The sequence below is a fragment of the Snodgrassella sp. ESL0324 genome, from assembly GCF_013344955.1.
Classification (GTDB): Bacteria; Pseudomonadota; Gammaproteobacteria; order Burkholderiales; family Neisseriaceae; genus Snodgrassella; species Snodgrassella alvi.
This window is the reverse complement of record NZ_JAAEDS010000012.1, coordinates 762,684-780,677: the sequence shown is the minus strand read 5'-3', so window position 1 is coordinate 780,677 and position 17,994 is coordinate 762,684. Positions and strand designations below refer to the sequence as shown.

Sequence of the window (17,994 nt, the reverse complement as noted above, 5' to 3'; positions counted from 1 at the left end):
TTATATTTATCTGGCTATTTAGATTAATCATTACACTTGTTAGTAGATTGCTGATTTCTGGTAAATAAATCTACAATTATTCAAATATTTATCGTCGCATTATTTTGTCTGAAAAATAATGCAAAATGAATAATGTATAAAATTATTTCCTCTAGTATTTATCAGATAAGTAAATTAAACCTGTTAATTATTTCAAAAGCTTATGGAGTGCTGAAAATTTTATTTTGAGTTCAGTAGAATCAATATGAACTGATATTGGATGATATTTAAAAAGCTGATAATCCCTTTTTGATGTAATTTTGTACTGATATATAAATTAATGCCATTAAACTTAATTTGGGTACGAATTTTTATTATATGAAATATGTCAGCAGAAATAATTATTATTGAAATGCATATTAAAGTGAAACTGGATGATCTTTATTAAATAATTCATATGCAAAATCTTGGATGGAAATATCAGAATTTTATATATATAGCATTTTAAATACTGTTGAAAACATAGAGATTTATATTTTTAATTTATATTTCAGTCTTTTGTCTACAAGAGTGATAAGGAAAATTAATCGAATTGATGGCTTTATGCATTATGAAAATAAAGCAATATAAGCTCAGAATCAGCTAGTAGATTATTAAGACAATTTTTCAGACTAATAACCAGTTTATGTCTAAATATATAAAATTTAAATATTTTATCCAGATAGTAATCGGTAATTAAATAATAAATAAAAAGAATCAGTTATGCTTAGATTTAGTAAATTTTTTATCCTTATGTGCTTACTAGTTATCTATAAAACACTAATATTCGCACAAAATATTTCAGCATGTCAGAGCAATATATCTGATCCCGTAATATCGCCTGAGGCTATCAAATGGCCAGATAACCGGAATAAACAGCAGCTGGATAAAAATTTCTGGCTGACAATGGATGAAATAAGTAAAAAGCAGCCGGATAATATTATTTTGGTGGATGTCAGATCAGGAATAAAAGAAAAAATTTCCGGATTAAATATGCTGACCATCCCACTTAACCAAATATCTGAAGCACGCTTTTTAATGGATAAAAACGTAATTCTGGTTGGCAGCGGCTTTGATCAGATTCCGATAAATCAGACTATTAATTATTTAAGAAAAAAAGGCTTTAAACGTATTTTTGCTTTAACTGGCGGTATATATGCCTGGGATAACCAGCAAGAATCAGTGTCACTGCGTCAGCTGGAAATTTCACCGGAAGAATTTTTATCCGGAGGAAAAACCATACACTGGCAAATCATTTCTATAGGCTTAAGTACCGAACAATTGTCTGTACTACCAGAGCAGCCGGTTAAACAATTTGCATTTACCCAAAATACAGTTTCAGAACTAAATCAGTTTATGCAAAAAAAATTTACTAATAAAGATACTTTTATTCACTATGTATTGGTTGGTGCAAATGAACAGGATATTAAATTGTTACAACAGCAAATTAAACTTAGTAAATCAGCCAATATTACATGGTTGCGAGGCGGAATAATTGCTTACCAGCATTATGTACAACAACAAACAAATTTAATTAACCATACCGGAAAGAGTTTATACAGACCTTGCCGATTAAACATATAACTTACTTAAGGAGTTTTCTGACTAATGAGGGGTATAAAATGAATATTTATCAATACTGGAAAAACCGGTTTCCCGGTTTAAGCCGAACGGAAAATTCAAAACTTAAAAACAAACAGAAAAATGCATTTGTAATGATTTTCTGTGCATTATGCACTATTGCATCTGCATCAGGCTATGCCGGAACAGATACCCATTTAAATGGTGATAATATGGTAAGTGGTGCATTGCCTATTGGTTTTGAGTTTAATTATTATGGCAAAAAATATAATAAATTTTATGTCACTACTAATGGCTTGCTGCAATTTGACAAACCTAAGAAAAATTATATCAATGCTTGTTTACCAAAAATTAATAATACGCTGTATGTATTCTGGGATGATTTAGTTACCAATGTCCCCGGCGAGCCTATGGGTAATATCAAATATGAAACTCAAGGGGTGGCTCCGAACAGGCAGCTGATAGTTCAATGGACGAATCAATATTTTAAAAATACGAAGAATCCTCAGCCTATGGGTACATTTCAGGCTATCCTTTATGAAGGTTCAAATCAGATTAAATACCAATATAAGTCTTTGACTGATGAGCGCAGCAGGGGTAACAGTGCAACTATAGGCATACAAGGTACTCGACCAAATACTGTCCAGATCGGTTGTAATAAGGCTGATATTATTCGATCAGAACAGGCAATCTTATTTACGCCCAATGGTAATTCAACAGCATACACTAAGAATGAAAATGCTGAATATGATTTCATTGATATTTCAGATTTAATCCCTCCGGCACCACAGCCTGTTGCCACTTATAGCAATCAGCCTCCGGTCTGGTTATGGAAAAATACTGATACATTTAACACCTGGGAAATTGAGATTCAGGATACTGCCGGGAATTCTGTGCATAAAGAAGTGCTGAATCATGTAAATCAGTTTACTTTCACCGATGGTTTACAGGATGGCAAGTCTTATCGTGCCCGTATAAGAGGGAGTATTAATAATGGTGCAAGCTGGGAAATGTGGTCTCCATTATCTGCTCCAACCACAATTGATACAGTCAACCCAGTTGTTGAGCTGAATAAATTCAACCGTATTAATAGCAATACTGTTCAAATTAGTTACAGCAGCAACGATAATTTAAGTGGTGTTGCTTCTGTACATTTGCAGATAGCAAATAATCCTGAATTTAATAATCTTTTGATTGATAAGGATATTAATACTCAGGCTAATAGCGTGCAAATTGATAATGTGCCCTCTGCAGGTATTTTATATGCACGTCTGAATGCATTGGATAAGGCAGGTAACAGCTCTGGTTATACCAAAGCTACTGCTATTATGATTGCACCACCTGTACTTATTAATCCGGTTACTCAGGCAAAGATTAAAACCTCTTTATTAAAAGTACAGGGTACGGCTGAAGCAGGTAGTAAAGTACAACTATATTTAAATAATCAATCGATTGGGAAGCCTGCAATAACGGATGAAGAGGGTAATTTTAATCAGGATATCCGGTTATCTGAAGAAGGTAGCTATCGCTTGCATGCTATTGTGATAAATGGTTCTGCCAGCAGTGAACCCAGTGCTCCTGTAATATTTGATTTCGCTTTACCTGTACCTACAGGAGCAATCACAACACCCGGAGAAAATCAGACTCTTTCTGCCCCTATAGATATTCAGGTAGATGCAGCAGATGAACTGGGGATTGAAAAGGTAGAGCTGTTTATTGATAACAAACAATTTGCAGCCCTGACCGAGCGTCCTTATCAGGCACACTGGCCGCTTACTATGCAGGATAATGGCAGTCATGAATTATCAGCAAAGATAACCAATACCAGTGGCAAAACCATAACCAGTACACGTACGGTAAATGTTAAGATTGAACCGCCGGCACCTCCGCCTATACCTTACAGCGGTAAAATAACAGCAATTAGCCCTGCCGTCAGTTATGGTCCTCAGCCTGTTACAATTTCCGGTCAGGCACTATATCGTGCTGATAATACTGCTGCAGCAAATGTACCATTGAAACTGGTTTTAAATGTAAAAGGTTTTGAGCGAAAAATTGCTGTTGCTACAGATGAAAATGGTAATTTTTCCTATACTTTTACTCCGCAGGATTCTGATTCCGGTACTTATCAGATTGGTCTCATTCATCCTGATGAAAAAACAGTTATCAGTCAGGGTAGCTTTGCAATTAACCGGATTGCATTCAATATTCAGGGTTATCAGCTTAAGGCACCGCGTACCATTCCAACCACGATAACCGTAAATGCTACGGCCAGTACAGGCGCCAAAAAATTACGCTGGGTACTTGCAGCTGAGAATCAGCCGGATGGCGTATTGCCACAAGGTATTAATATAGAGTCTGAAGCAGTTGATATCGCGCCCGGACAAACCCGTTCTACAACAATTAAATTTACTGCCGATAATAATGCTGCAGAAAAGGGGAGCTTATATCTCGTTGCATTTGCTGAGGATTCAGGAGATTTGGTACGCGGAAAACTGCAGATTAATTATCAGCTTGGTCAGCCAATGCCTGATTTGTATGCTTCTCCGACCTATATCCAGACTGGTTTGAAGCAAAATACAACAACCACGGCTAATATTCATATCGGCAATAAAGGTTTAGCAAAAGCCGAAAATGTTCAGGTAGAGCTGGTAGATGAACAGGGTAATCCGGCACCGGAGTGGGTATTTATTGCCAGTGACAAAAATATTAATGCAATTGCGGTTGATGAAAAAGTACCTGTGCAAATCATGGCTCAACCGGACAACAGCATAACTGATGGAATCTACAATTTTATTATCAGAGTTTCCACGGGTGGAAAACTGTCCGGCAAGATTCCGGTAAGCATTTCTGTTACCCAAAGCGGACAGGGTATTGCATATTTTGATGTGGCTGATATTTACACGGCTACACTGGATGCAGAAGGTCAGCTCATTAAGGGGGTTAAAGGAGCAACCATTAAATTACAGAATGATAATGTTCTAACCGAACAATACACACTCAGTACTGATAAAGATGGTATTGCTTCATTAAGTGAATTGCCGGCAGGTATTTATCGCTACCGTGCCAGTGCACCTAATCATATGGATGCCAGTGGCCGGATTGTAATTAATCCCGACAGTACCACTAATCAGCACATTTTTCTGGAATATCAAACAGTCAATGTAGAGTTTGGTGTAACTGAAACTTCGATTAAAGATGTCTATGACATTAATGTTAATGCCACCTTTAATACACAGGTACCGGCACCGGTAATTTTGCTGGAACCTCTGTCGATTAATCTGGGTGCTATGCAGATAGGTGAAGAAAAAACCGGAGAGATTACAGTAAGTAATTATGGATTAGTTCAGGCAGAGAATGTCGTTTTAAATTTGCCTAAAACCGATTCCAGATTCAAATATGAATTTTTCGGAGAAGTACCCAGTGTGCTGAAACCAAAAGAAAAAGTAGTTATTTCATATAAAGTTACTGCTCTTGGTCCGAAGCAGCCGGCATTGTTGCAATCCAGAAGTGCTACGTTGCCTGATTTATTGCGCTCAGCACCTGCTACTAATGAAGGGGATTGTACGTCTTATGAAGCCCCCTATACAGAAATCCATCAGAGTGAATGTCCCAGTGGTGACGTTTCCAAAGGCAGCAGTAGCGGACGGTTTTATCAGTATACGGGTAAGAAATGCTCTGCCAATGGTATTGGCGGAAGCTGGGGTGCAGGTGGTTCAGTTGGTGGTAACAGTGGAGGTTTTGGTAGTGGTAGCAGTATTAGTTCACCGGCCGCCATGCCGATTTCACCCGGATGTACACCTGATGCTCCGTGTTCGAGTAAAGGAGCGAGTCCTGGTGGATGTTAAGCATTATAAATAAAAAAATCTAATTTTCGAAATAAAGGACATAATATGAAAATAAAAAATATTAATCGGCATAGAATCAGGAGCGTCGATAAGCTACATATTATTAGCAGTCTGATTATTATGCTAATTATGATAATGTCACAAACGATCTATGCCAGTGTGAGATTACCTAATACCGAATACACTGAAAGTACTACAGATATGAGTGTCAAAGTACTTGGCGGCAGTGTAAGGCTGAATCGAACTTGGGAAAATGGACGCTGGTATCTGAATCCGGCGTGGGCAGAGCTGCATTTTAAACTAGATCCACTGGACAGCAGCGTCAAAACCATCGACCGGGCTGGTACTATTTATAAACGTAGTGGCACTTCTGACCTGTACACTTTTCACCAAGTATCTATTCATAAAACAGAAGATGGCTGGCGTTGGACTGATAAACATGGAAACTGGATTAATTACGATAGTAAAGGGCGACCACTTAATTATGGTGATGCCAATAACGTTAAGGTTAACTTTGAACTTGATAAAGATGGCCGCCGTAAAGCAATAAAAGACCACAATAATGAGTTGGTTTACAGCCTTGATTATGACAATAAAGAACACTTGATTAAAGCGACCGATCGTAGTGGTCGTAGCGTTAATTATACGTGGTCAGGAGATAATTTAACTAAGGTCACAGATGTTCTAGGTAATGTTTGGCAATATGGATACGATAAAAATGGTCAGATTAGTAGTCGCACTGAGCCTGATGGTGGCGTAACCAAAATTGATTATGTTCTCTCCGTACCTTCATCCGCAATGTATATGATGGACAGTGGAAGGGCCGGTGGTAGTTTTTCACAATCAATTGTAGTTAGCACTGATACATCTGGTAACAATAAAAAATTGGCACGCGTTGGTAAAATCACAGCTCAAACTGGCGCAGTGACTGTATATAATACAGATTATAACCGTGTTAATAAACAGTATACGATTACTGTTAATGATCCGCTTGGTGTTAAAACAGTAAATGTGTATGACTCAAAAGGTGAAAAATTATCAACAACTGTTAATGGTGAACTTAAGGAGCGTTACGAATCAGATACTGCTACTAATCAGGTAAAAATATTTGATGAACGTGGTATTGCAACAATTGTTCAAAAAGATAGCGAAGATCGCCCGATTAAGATTACTGCAGCAGATGGTAGTACAGAAAGTTATCAGTACAATAGTACAGGTAGGCTGACTAAGTATGTCGATATCGGTGGTAATGTAACTGAATTTCAATATAATGATCAAAATAATCTGACCCAGATTATTCGTGCAAAAGGAAAACCGGAGCAGCACATAATATCGTGGGAATACGATCAGCTGGGTCAAGCAAAGAGCTTAAAAACTGGAGAGAAGCAGAAAATAAATCTGCAGCAGACATTTGATAAATATGGAAATGTCGCTAGTTACAATGATGGTAATGGTAATATTTATCAATTTACATATAATGTACAAGGCCAAGTAACCAGTGTCAAAACCCCGAATAATAATATTTGGCAACTAAGCTACAATGCAGCAGGTATTCCTGAACAATTTATTGATCCACAAGGGCATATAACAAAATATACCAGTGATGCTCTGGGAAGGATAACTCAGATAACGGATTCAATGGGTAATACCACCAATTACAGTTATCAATACAATAGTCAGGGTTGGCAGGTAAAAGCTACCAATGCACTAAATCATACTTATACCTATAATTTTGATCTGGTCGGAAATTTTATCAATGTTATTTTACCGTCAGGCTTGGAGCTCAAACAAAGTTACGATAAACAAGGAAGATTTAAAAGCCAGCAAGATATTGCGGGAAATACTACGTCAATAGAATATGGTGCTAAAGGCAGCGGTTTGGATGGTCTGGTTGTTAAAGCATTGTTTCCAACCTATAATGAAAAGTATAACTATGATTCCTTTGGTTCACTTACTAGCATTAGCCAGATTTTAGATAATAATACAAGTTTAACCACAAGTATTAGCTATAACGAGCAGAAATTGCCGGCCAGTATTACCTTTCCGGATGGCAGCACATTCATGACCCGTTATGATGCATATGGTAATGTTGTAAAATATATAGATGCACTGGGTGCGGAAACCAGTAGTAAATGGGATGAACTTGGCAATTTAAGCAGTATCATTGATCCCGCTGGTCATAGCTATACGTTCAGTTATGATAATAATGGTAACCTGATTAAAGAAAGCGAATCTGCCAATAATCAGACAAGCTATAGTTATGATAAAGATAATCAGCTTATAGCTCAAAAAGATGCTAATGGTAATGAAGTACGTTATCTATATAACCAGACAGGTGACCTGATTGAAGAAAGCCATTTTAAAAAAAATCAGGCAGATCCTGTTCAACGCATAATTTATAGTTATAACGACATTGGTCAACTCACAGGTGTGAATCAGGAAGGTGATACACAAAGTAGCTTTAATTATGTGCTGGATAAACTTGGTCGTAAAATCAAAGAAACTATTACATATCAAAACAATAATAGGAAAATAAGTAAAACATTACAATATAGCTATGATATTGATGGTAATCTAGCCAGCATTACCTATCCAGATAATAGTGTAGTTAAATACTCATATATACAAGGAAATTTGAAAGAAGTAGCGTTACCAAATGGCGAAAAAATAATCTGGAATAGCTATCTTTGGAATGAGCCTGAAAGCATTACTACTCCAGGCAGTAAAACTGATATAACTTATACAGCTTTACAGCAGCCTTTAAGTATTCAGGTTATCAATACAGATAACAAAATTTTGCTTCAACGCAATTATCAGTACGATAAGTCTGGCAATATTATTCAGAGTAAAACGGAGGAAGGTACTACTGATTATCGCTACGATATATTAGACCGTTTAACACAAGTTAATCCGGATCAGAAATTACGACAAAAAGGTCTATCAGCAGAGGCATATAGCTATGATGTAATTGATAATCGTATTGGCAGTGCCAATCAGGCAGAAAAATGGCAATATAATAGTAATAACCAACTAATTCAATGGGGCAGTGGTGAACAGCAGACTGTACTGAGCTATGATGAATCAGGTAATTTAATTAACGAGCAAAAAGCTAATAAAAATAATAATTATCAATATGATCATATAAATCAATTGATCAGTATTCAGGATGGGAAAATTGAAAAAGCACATTACCAATATGACCCATTTGGTCGCCGAATCAGCAAAACAGTAAATGGTGAAACTACCTATTACTTATATAGTGATGAAGGTTTGATAGCTGAGTTTGATCATAATGGTAAAATGCAAATAGCATATGGATGGATGCCTGATACCGTATGGGGAACCAGTCCACTGTGGCAAGCTGGTCTAAGTAATGAACAAACTCTAAAAAATGCAGATTATAATTTTTTAATAACTGATTATCTGGGAACTCCGCAACTTGCTGTAAACTCCAGAGGACAGCAGACGTGGAAAGGTATTGCAGATGCTTTTGGTAATACTCATCTAGATCCTAATAATATTATTACCATGAATCTGCGGTTGCCGGGACAATATTATGATCAGGAAAGTGGTTTATATTACAATCTTAATAGATATTATAACCCGCAAATCGGTCGTTATATTGGATCAGATCCATTAGGTATAGAAGGTGGTCTTAATCTATATAACTACGCAGAAAGTAATCCATTAATGAATATAGATCCATATGGATTATATTCGTTTCCCAATTTTATTGATGATTCAAGCAATTTTTCTTCAGGATTTGGTGATGGTCTAACATTCGATGGTACTAAATGGATTAGAGATAAAAATGGTTGGGGTGCGGTTGATGATTGTTCTTGGCTGTATAAAACAGGAAAGGTTGCAGGTGAAGTAGTTCAATTTTATTTGGGCGGTAAAATTATTGGGAAAATAATTATACCAGTGGTTCCGGCTGCTCAAAAAGCAAGTCAAAAAGCTGCTGCCTTGATTGCTGCATGGCGATTCAAACCTGATGTTACAGCAAATTTATTTATACGTGGTAAAAAAATTAGGGATTGGAATCAAACAGCAAGAAAGGTAAAAAATCCTAAATTGTTTGATTCTAACAAAAAAACTTTAATACATGAAAAAGTAGATGCAAAAAATGCCAAGGAAATTAAGAGAAATAGCAGTAAAAGATATCCAAATGGTGATATGAGTACAGCCCATGCTGAGATAGGTGCATTGCAAAGAGCTACGGATCAAGGATTAACTCTAGGTGCCGATGCTGAGATGACGGTAAAAGGACAATTGCTTTGTACTTATTGTTTAAGTGATGTGTTTGCGATGGCTCAAAAGTCAGGGCTTAATTCTTTAAAAATAGTTGCAGAAAATACAGAAAAGGGAGAAAGGGCATATTATGTATGGAAAGCTGGGTGGAAAAAACATAAAATGAGAAGGCTTCCTCCAAAAAAATAACTATAGATTTATGATATTAAATAAATATTTGAAAATTTAGTATGAAATATATAAAATAATGGAATAGTAAAATGAGAAATTTATTTGAATTTAATGGAGTGTTATACGGATGCATCAGAAGAAAAATTCTATCTGATAAAGGAATTCATATTGATAACATTACATTAGCAGACATTAATGATACTTTAAATTTGTTTGTATCTGCGACCGGTTCCCTTTATTTGGAACAATATAAGCAGAAAGGTATCGAACCTTATCAATTAATTCTTTACTCATAAAATCGGAAATATATGGTGATGTTTGCATATGTTAGTGTAGGAACTGATGATGAAATCAGAACTTTTTATGATCCGACACGCCCCAAAATCATGGTAGATATGCTTGGTGATAATTGGGATAATAGAATGATTGTCGACAATTTTAGTCTGGTTAGGAGAGCTTTTACTGAATTTTATTTAACAGGTGATATTGATCGTGAAATAGTTTCTTAATAACTAAAAAAGCCCCGGTTAACCGGGGCTTTATAATTAAAAGTAAATCAGTTAACAATATCAATTTTCTTAATATGTCTTGTTAAGAGACGATATAAAATTGGATTAATACAGCCTTAAAACGATAAGGAATGATCGTAAATAGGATTTACACAAGTGATTCAGCAAATAATTGATTAAAGATTGATATTGCTATAGAAAAGATTCGTTTAATCGATTTCTTCAGATTAAGAAAGGGATGAGATAGTTCTGAAGAAAAGAAGCCAATAGTATGAAAATCGTAATAGTTGTAGAGTGACCTTTCCTAAGGATAAATTCAGATGATTATTGAAGATTTAAATATAAACTGGAAAGCAGATGGCTTATCAACATATGATTGGCCTGCAATGGATAAAAATGGAAAAATTGCAATAATGGTGAATGAATCTTGGGGGGATTTACCTAAAGCACTATTATCCAATGATAATGCAAAATCATTATTAAATCCTTTTTTTGAACATATCTATGAAGGTCTGGATGAATATAGTCAGTATTCATACAACAAACATGGACAAACAATATTGGATTTATATACAAACAATTATACAAATTTAAAAGAGAGGAAAGATGTTGAAAAGTCAGTAGCAAAGTTATCTAAGCAGAAGGTACTTTTAGATGAGGGACTATTTGCGAAAAAGGGTGTGTTTGTATATTATGGATTTCTTGATTGTGAGGAAAATTATTTTTTAGTTGATTATACAGGAAAAATTAAAACCGGGGATTATTATAGATCTTATCTTCCAACAATCTAAGCTTCAATCGAAGATTTACCGAAAGAGTTATGGCCGGTAATCGTCGTATCTGATACGGTGGATTTTACAAAAGATAGAATATTTGATAATGATAAAATTAGTGAGTATTTTTCCAGAATGTTTAGCTAAAATATAGTTTAATTAAAAGCTCAGCTTATACTGGATTTTAATAGTTTAAAAAATCTGGAAAAATTATTAGTATTTAAAGGAACTGAAAACTTTTAGGAAGTAAAATATTATCGTAAAAAAAACATGAGCTAAGGTAGTCAGTAAAAACATTAATTCTTTAAATATTTATAGACTACTAAAAAATGGTAGCTGGACAAGGCAAGAATACCTACTAAGTATGTCTGGACGATTCCCAAAAAGGTAAAATAATAGATAAAAGAGAAATTTATATAGAGATGCTTTATTGGGCATTACCTTATATTAGAAATCTTCAAACTCATGGTATGCTTAGAAAAGCTTTGGATAAATCCTGCTATTTAGAAGCTCAACTGGTACATAATTTGCCATTAAAACTTTTGAATTCAGATTTTAATGAATCTCATGTGCATTTTTTAAATTATCAGGCTAAATATTATTTTGAAAATTGTAATAATAGAATATCACCAAACTATAATATACATATTGAATGTATTAAAAAATTATTTAAATTAGTTCCCGATGAATTAAAAAGAAAACTTGAATGGAATGGTCCATGATTCTTAAAAAATTAAGCATTTAATAAAGCTAATACACAGTTTCTGTTCTTAAACAGGGACTTTTTTACCATGAGTGATATACAAAAATTTATTCTGCTAGACTTTTCTTTTATTTTTAAAGCAAAGAAAAGCAATATTTTTTAGATATATATTACTCATAATTTTATAAATCTATCTTCTAAAATTATGATGTCAACAGGTATAAGATAAAAAAATTCAACTAATAACAAAAATAGTTATATGAACCAATATGACTAAACATACGGAAAATTTCTCCCTTGTACCTATTTTAGTATTTCGAATTGCAAAAATAGAAGCTATGTAGTAGGAATAAGCTAAAGCCTATTGCCGGTATATGATAAAAAAGAAATAAAATTTAGATAAAAGAAATATAGTTACTTTCGATGTGCTGAAGCTTATTGATAATGGTCGGAATAAAAAATGTTAAAATAAATAGTGCTTAATGCTGAAAAGCAATATCTGAAGCACTTGGACCAAATTAAAATAAAAGTAAAGGAAATCAAAAAATGCAAAAGATAATTATTTAAATAAAATGATTATGAACATAAATTCGTAGTTAAGAAGAAATAGTCGAAGTAGTAAATAGATAAATAAAGATACAAAAAAATTATGAATATTCAAACATAGTGAATTTGAAAATGGTATTCTAAATGGGTATTGCTGATAAGAGTATAAAATGTTACAAACTGAAGTGATTATAGAATTTATCATATGCGGACCAGATTTTAATCCAGATAGTGTAACCAAATTACTTGGAATTTCGCCTACAAAATATACTATCAGGGGAAGTATGAAAAATTGCAAATATAGCCCTGCTATAGAAACCACCTGGTGTTTACGGCGTAGTATAAATTCACTAAATGATCTGGATCATCAAGTACGTCAGATAATTGATAGGATTGAAAACAAATTAAATATATTATTAACATTTAAAGAAGAGAATGATATAGATTTTGTATTCACAATTTATGGTCATGTATATAAGAATGAAAAGCGATCAGAGATATATTTGAGAAAAAATACGTTAGATTTCATATCTGATTTGGGAAGTAAATTAACTATAGATATCGAATTTTGGTAAATAGATATACTAATATTTTTCTATAAACTATTATAGAAAGTGAATTAATAATCAAAAAAATCCTGGTTTTCAAGCTGGGATTTTTCTAAGTGATTAACTAAAACAAGTGAGTATTCTGAATTATAAAAGAGGTAAATTAATAGAATTAGGCAGCTTAATAATAACATTGAAAGTAAAAATATTTTAATTGAAATTGATATTAAAAATTTAGTATCAAATTAATCTAATAAAAACTGAAAATCAATGCGATAATATGAACATATTAGGAAGTATGTATGAAATATACAAAACGTTGGGATAGTAAAAATGAAAAACTTATTCGAATTTAAAGGAAGGTTGCACGGGGGTACTCATCAACCATTAAATCACCCATCAACAGAGATCTATTTTAAAAAAGAATTTCAAAGCGTGTACGGTGAAGATGTGGATCTTAATCTACCTACATTACATAATCAATCTACATTAGCAGAGATCTTTAAGGGATTTTTTTACCGAATTACAAGAAGAAAAATTCAATCTGATAAAGGAGTTTATATTGATAATACTACATTAGCAGACATTAATGACACTTTAAATTTATTTGTATCTGCGACCGGCTCCCTTTATTTGGAACAATATAAGCAGAAAGGTGTTGAACCTTATCAATTAACACTTTACTCACAGAATCAGAAATATATGGTGATGTTTGCATATTCAAATGTAGGAGAAGATGATGAAATCAGAACTTTTTATGATCCGACACGTCCCGATAACATGGTAAATATGCTTGGTAATTTTTGGAATAATAGAATGGTAGTCGAGGATTTTAGTCTGGTTAAAAGAGCTTTTACTGAATTTTATTTAACAGGTGATATTGATCGTGAAATAGTTTCTTAATAAATCTATTAAATTTATGAAAATATCACAAATAAATAGAATAAAATTGATATTCAATTAGAATTATTTAATTTAGTTATAGTTAATAATAATTAAGATAGGGTATTACTATTTAAAACAAGATTATATATAGTACAACAGAAACTAAAAATTTTTAGGATAAAAGTTGAAAGTAGAGAAAGAAGAGGAGTAGTATCAAAAAAAGTATGGTGAAAGTAGATGCTTTTATTAAATAGGGAGTTATGATGAAATATCAAGATGGTAGTGAAATAAGGGCAGGAGATGAGATTCTTCTTGACGGAGGAATGACTGGTGTTGTCCTGTGCTGTTTTGATTCGAGTGAATATACTCCTGAGTTTGATTATGATAATTGGATTGATTTGTTTAAGACCGGGCTGATGGTAGATTCGGATCAAATAGGTTTAATTTATTATTCTGAGCCGGATTTAGAATTTGAATTAGTTAGTAGAAAAAAATAGTTTATTAATTATATTAGAAATTCTGTTAATCATTGAATTTATGAAGATTCGTCTATATTGGAAATAATTAAAATTGGTATTATGTTCATAAATTTCATTATGTTTTTACTTGGAGTAAAGGGGAATAAGTGCCATTGATAGCGAGGTTGATAAAAGAGTTAAAGAAATAATCAAAAAAGTGATAAATTTGAATATGATTTAAAACAATATTTAGATATTCTTCCAGAAAAACAACTCAGGAGAGCAATATATAGTCTCAGAAAACTATTATATTTATGCAGAGATTTCTTCAGAAGAAATGTTTAAGTTTATAGTTTATATGTTTTCTGAGGATAAAATAATATCCAAGGTTAATTTTTTTGATTTTATTTTCTATGTTGTTTTAAAGATAGATTTTAATAGTCTTCAAAATTTAAAATTGAAAAAATGGAGATTCTATGTGTAAGTTGTGACAACTTTTATCGTATGAACAGATTATTAAATCAGTTATTTAGTAAGCAGAATTTAATGAATTATATTGCAGATATGATTGAAAAATTAAATAGAATTAATTCAGTTTTTATTGTATCATTTTATTCCATTCTGTTAGACAGTGACAATAAAGAAATCATTTAGTATATTTCGTCGATTATCAATAGTAATAAGTTAGTGAATAAACTATCTGATAAGGAGTAATAAGGTAATGAGTGCCTTTGATGAAGAGATTGAAATTGAAATTGATGAGATAACCAAAAAAAGTAATAATTTTGGATATGATTTAAAACATTATTTAGATAGTCTTCCAGAAAAACAACTAAGAAGAGCTATATATATTTTATCAAAATTTTATTATAAAGATGTTTCATCAGAAGAGATATTTAAATTTATAGTTTATATGTTTTCTGATGATAAAATAATATCCCAAGTTACTTTTGATAATTTTATTCTTACTGTCATAGTAGAGTTAGACACAGAGAATTTTAATAGTGCTCAAAAATATAAATTGAAAAATATAGTAATGGAAAAAATGGAAATTTTATGCAACAGTTGTGACAACTTTTATCGTATGAACACATTATTAAATAAATTATTTAGTAAGCAAGATTTAATGAATTATATTGCAGATCATCTAATTGCAAAATTAGATAGAATTAATTCCGCTTTTATTGGATCATTTTTTTCTATTCTGTTAGATAGTGATGATAAAGAAATTATTCAGTATATTTCGTCGATTATCAATAGTAATAAGTTAGTAAATAAACTATCTGATAAGGAGTTAACTCTATTGAAAAGACAAATTTTGTAAACTCTTCGTTTTTAATAAAATATTGTTTTTAAATATTTATAATTTATTTGCTCATCTATATGGTTGTAAATATTGTGTTGGTACGGTTTGAACCAGCCATACTCCGTTTTCCGCCAGATAGAATTGATATGCTTCCTGATACATTATTAAGGCGTGTATTTGCAGCACAATAGGGTTGCCATGACGTGTGCCGACTTTTATCGCAGTATTCACATCTGCTGACAGATGTACATAATGGCGGCTCCCTGCGATTAATCCTTGCTGTTTGATTGAGTCCATAAATCTTGTGGCTGTACCGTGATATAAAAACTCTGGCGGTTTTTGCGCATTATGACTGATATGAACCTGATCAGTTGAATGTCCCTGTGCTGCACGAATTTTTAAGCCATCTTCAGAAATGGTAAATCGTTTTTTATCACTTGTTTTAACAACCACCTCGATAATATCTCTGGTGAGTTGTTCTCCATGCAGGTTTGCCTGTTTGATTAAGTATTCTATATTTCCCCATCCCTGCTGATCTAAGGTGATATCTATTGTTTCCGGCTTATGTCTTAGAATATAGCTTAGGAATTTACTGGTTTTGATAATTTTCTCTGACATTAATTTCGTATTCATATGTTCTATATTGTATTAATTTGAAATCATAGTTTATTAAGTTAAGTATTAGTTCATTGGTGTTGTGTTGGCTGATTTTAATATAGTAAATGTATATTAAAAATGAGGAATAGTATATGTTAAAAATATAAGATTGGTTGAAGAATAGTTAGTTATACCGGAAAATTTTTGAAAATTCAGAGATTTATTTTTTTACTAGGATGATAACTTAAAGTATTGATGGTAGTGATGCGGTAAAAAATATATGAAGTCAGTAAAATTGTTAATGAGAATGGGTTATTGCGAAACAGATTTTCTTTTTAAGTTTGGTCTGCGTTGATACAACAGCCACCGGATGGTTTTTTTATTGATGATAGTAATTAATTGTTTATCCCTCAAGATAACGTGAATTTTATAGAATCAGGCTGTGGTTATACATATTGCTCAGCCTGATTCTATTAGGAAAGATTAAGGTATTAGTACTGCACGGCCATTAATCTGCCCTTTAATCAGTTTATCGTATACTTCCAGAGCCTGTGAAAGAGGGTAGGTGGTGTATTCGATATTTATAATACCTTTTCTTTTCATGTCCAGCACTTCCATCAGTTCAACCCGTGAACCCCAATAGGGTGTACAAAGCGATGCTCCCCATGGCTGATTCATGCAGTGCCAGTCGAGTTTGCCACCACCCAGACCAACTACTGTCCAGTCGCCGTTTAATCCGACTGTTTGTGAGCCCAAAGTCAGAGTTGGCTTATTGCCAACAAAATCAAGTACGACGGCACATTTCTTCACACCGGTAATACGGGTAATTTCTTCGACAATGCTATCGGTATCGCGGTCGGTACGTATTACATAATCCGCACCATATTTTTTGGCCAGTTCCAGTTTTTCATCATTAATATCACCGGCAATAATGGTGGCTGAATATAGCTGTTTCAGGATTTGTACAGCCATATGTCCTAAACCACCTATGCCGATTACGAGAACAAAAGCAGATGGTGTTATTTTGCCGGCAGAACGTTTAATTGCATGATAGGGAGTTAAGGCTGCATCGGAAAGAGGGGCTACTTCTTCCGGGTGCAGGTCATGCAAAGGTACGAGTAAACGGCTGGATGGAACAATCATGTATTCAGCCATGCCGCCATTGGTACCCAGTCCACCACCGAGGATCGGAGATTCCGATTGATGCTCACAGTAGTTTTCCATAGATTGCTGACAAGGCTGGCAATGTCCGCAACCCCATGGTCCGTATACCATGACAGCATCTCCTACTTTAAAATCGGTTACTCCTTCACCCAGTTCTTCAACCCATCCGGCATTTTCATGTCCCAGGGTAAATGCAGGAGCACCAGCAGGAATACCACTTTCGATCAGGTGTATATCTGAGTGGCACACGCCGGCTGCGCCGATTTTTATCAGTATTTCACCGGCTTTGGGTTTTGGTTTTTCGATTTCATCTATGCGGATATCGTGTTGTGCATGTAATCTGACAGCTTTCATGTTTTTCTCTTTTTCTGTTGATAAGATAAATATATAAGTTAATAGTTAATCAATTTGTTTAATTTGTGTCAAGTTATTAGTTTTTATTATATATTTTGTTTAAATCTATAGTACAAATTTTTAAAATGTAAATAAAGCTGTATGAATTAAGATATTTTTGATATCTGTCTCCTGATGAGTTACATATTGAAGCTAATCGATAACTGACTGGTGTTATTTATGATGATTAATATTTGATAGCTGATTCAAATAGATTTTTTCAGTGTTGGATTTGCAATTTGAAAT

At 33.5% G+C, this 17,994-nt stretch carries 12 protein-coding genes; 10 read left to right on the top strand and 2 right to left on the bottom strand.

Annotated features, from left to right (window positions below):
• The first annotated feature begins 1,011 nt into the window (after window positions 1–1,011).
• The 10 genes from GYY70_RS05720 to GYY70_RS05675 all read left to right on the top strand — a co-directional run bounded on the left by GYY70_RS05720 (window position 1,012) and on the right by GYY70_RS05675 (window position 15,612).
• Window positions 1,012–1,602, top strand: coding sequence for a rhodanese-like domain-containing protein (locus tag GYY70_RS05720; RefSeq protein ID WP_174831574.1), 591 nt, complete (start codon window positions 1,012–1,014; stop codon window positions 1,600–1,602).
• Window positions 1,603–1,640: 38 nt separating this feature from the next.
• On the top strand, window positions 1,641–5,444 hold the full coding sequence (locus tag GYY70_RS05715; protein ID WP_174831573.1) for an Ig-like domain-containing protein: 3,804 nt from the start codon (window positions 1,641–1,643) through the stop codon (window positions 5,442–5,444).
• 45 nt (window positions 5,445–5,489) lie between these two features.
• On the top strand, window positions 5,490–9,884 hold the full coding sequence (locus GYY70_RS05710; RefSeq protein ID WP_174831572.1) for an RHS repeat-associated core domain-containing protein: 4,395 nt from the start codon (window positions 5,490–5,492) through the stop codon (window positions 9,882–9,884).
• A gap of 290 nt (window positions 9,885–10,174) precedes the next feature.
• Window positions 10,175–10,375 (top strand): hypothetical protein, encoded by a 201-nt coding sequence (locus tag GYY70_RS05705; RefSeq protein WP_174831571.1) that lies wholly within the window; start codon window positions 10,175–10,177, stop codon window positions 10,373–10,375.
• 320 nt (window positions 10,376–10,695) lie between these two features.
• Complete coding sequence (locus GYY70_RS05700; protein WP_174831570.1) at window positions 10,696–11,166, top strand: hypothetical protein; 471 nt, start codon at window positions 10,696–10,698, stop codon at window positions 11,164–11,166.
• Between the two features lie 404 nt (window positions 11,167–11,570).
• The gene (locus tag GYY70_RS05695) at window positions 11,571–11,870 is read left to right on the top strand and encodes a zinc ABC transporter substrate-binding protein (RefSeq protein ID WP_180214718.1); all 300 of its coding nucleotides are present in this window, start codon (window positions 11,571–11,573) and stop codon (window positions 11,868–11,870) included.
• 697 nt (window positions 11,871–12,567) lie between these two features.
• Window positions 12,568–12,972, top strand: a complete 405-nt coding sequence (locus GYY70_RS05690; RefSeq protein ID WP_174831569.1) for a DUF4279 domain-containing protein — start codon at window positions 12,568–12,570, stop codon at window positions 12,970–12,972.
• Window positions 12,973–13,278: 306 nt separating this feature from the next.
• A complete protein-coding gene (locus GYY70_RS05685; RefSeq protein WP_174831568.1) occupies window positions 13,279–13,848 on the top strand; it encodes a hypothetical protein in 570 nt (189 codons plus the stop codon).
• Window positions 13,849–14,093: 245 nt separating this feature from the next.
• The gene (locus GYY70_RS05680) at window positions 14,094–14,327 is read left to right on the top strand and encodes a hypothetical protein (protein WP_025330157.1); all 234 of its coding nucleotides are present in this window, start codon (window positions 14,094–14,096) and stop codon (window positions 14,325–14,327) included.
• Between the two features lie 682 nt (window positions 14,328–15,009).
• The gene (locus GYY70_RS05675) at window positions 15,010–15,612 is read left to right on the top strand and encodes a hypothetical protein (RefSeq protein WP_174831567.1); all 603 of its coding nucleotides are present in this window, start codon (window positions 15,010–15,012) and stop codon (window positions 15,610–15,612) included.
• 51 nt (window positions 15,613–15,663) lie between these two features.
• Here the strand turns inward: GYY70_RS05675 and GYY70_RS05670 are convergent, their stop codons facing one another.
• Both GYY70_RS05670 and GYY70_RS05665 read right to left on the bottom strand, forming a co-directional pair.
• On the bottom strand, window positions 15,664–16,227 hold the full coding sequence (locus GYY70_RS05670) for an RNA 2'-phosphotransferase (protein WP_238791834.1): 564 nt from the start codon (window positions 16,225–16,227) through the stop codon (window positions 15,664–15,666).
• A gap of 447 nt (window positions 16,228–16,674) precedes the next feature.
• Entirely contained in the window at window positions 16,675–17,709 is a 1,035-nt protein-coding gene (locus GYY70_RS05665; protein WP_174831566.1) for an NAD(P)-dependent alcohol dehydrogenase, read from the bottom strand.
• Window positions 17,710–17,994 lie beyond the last annotated feature (285 nt).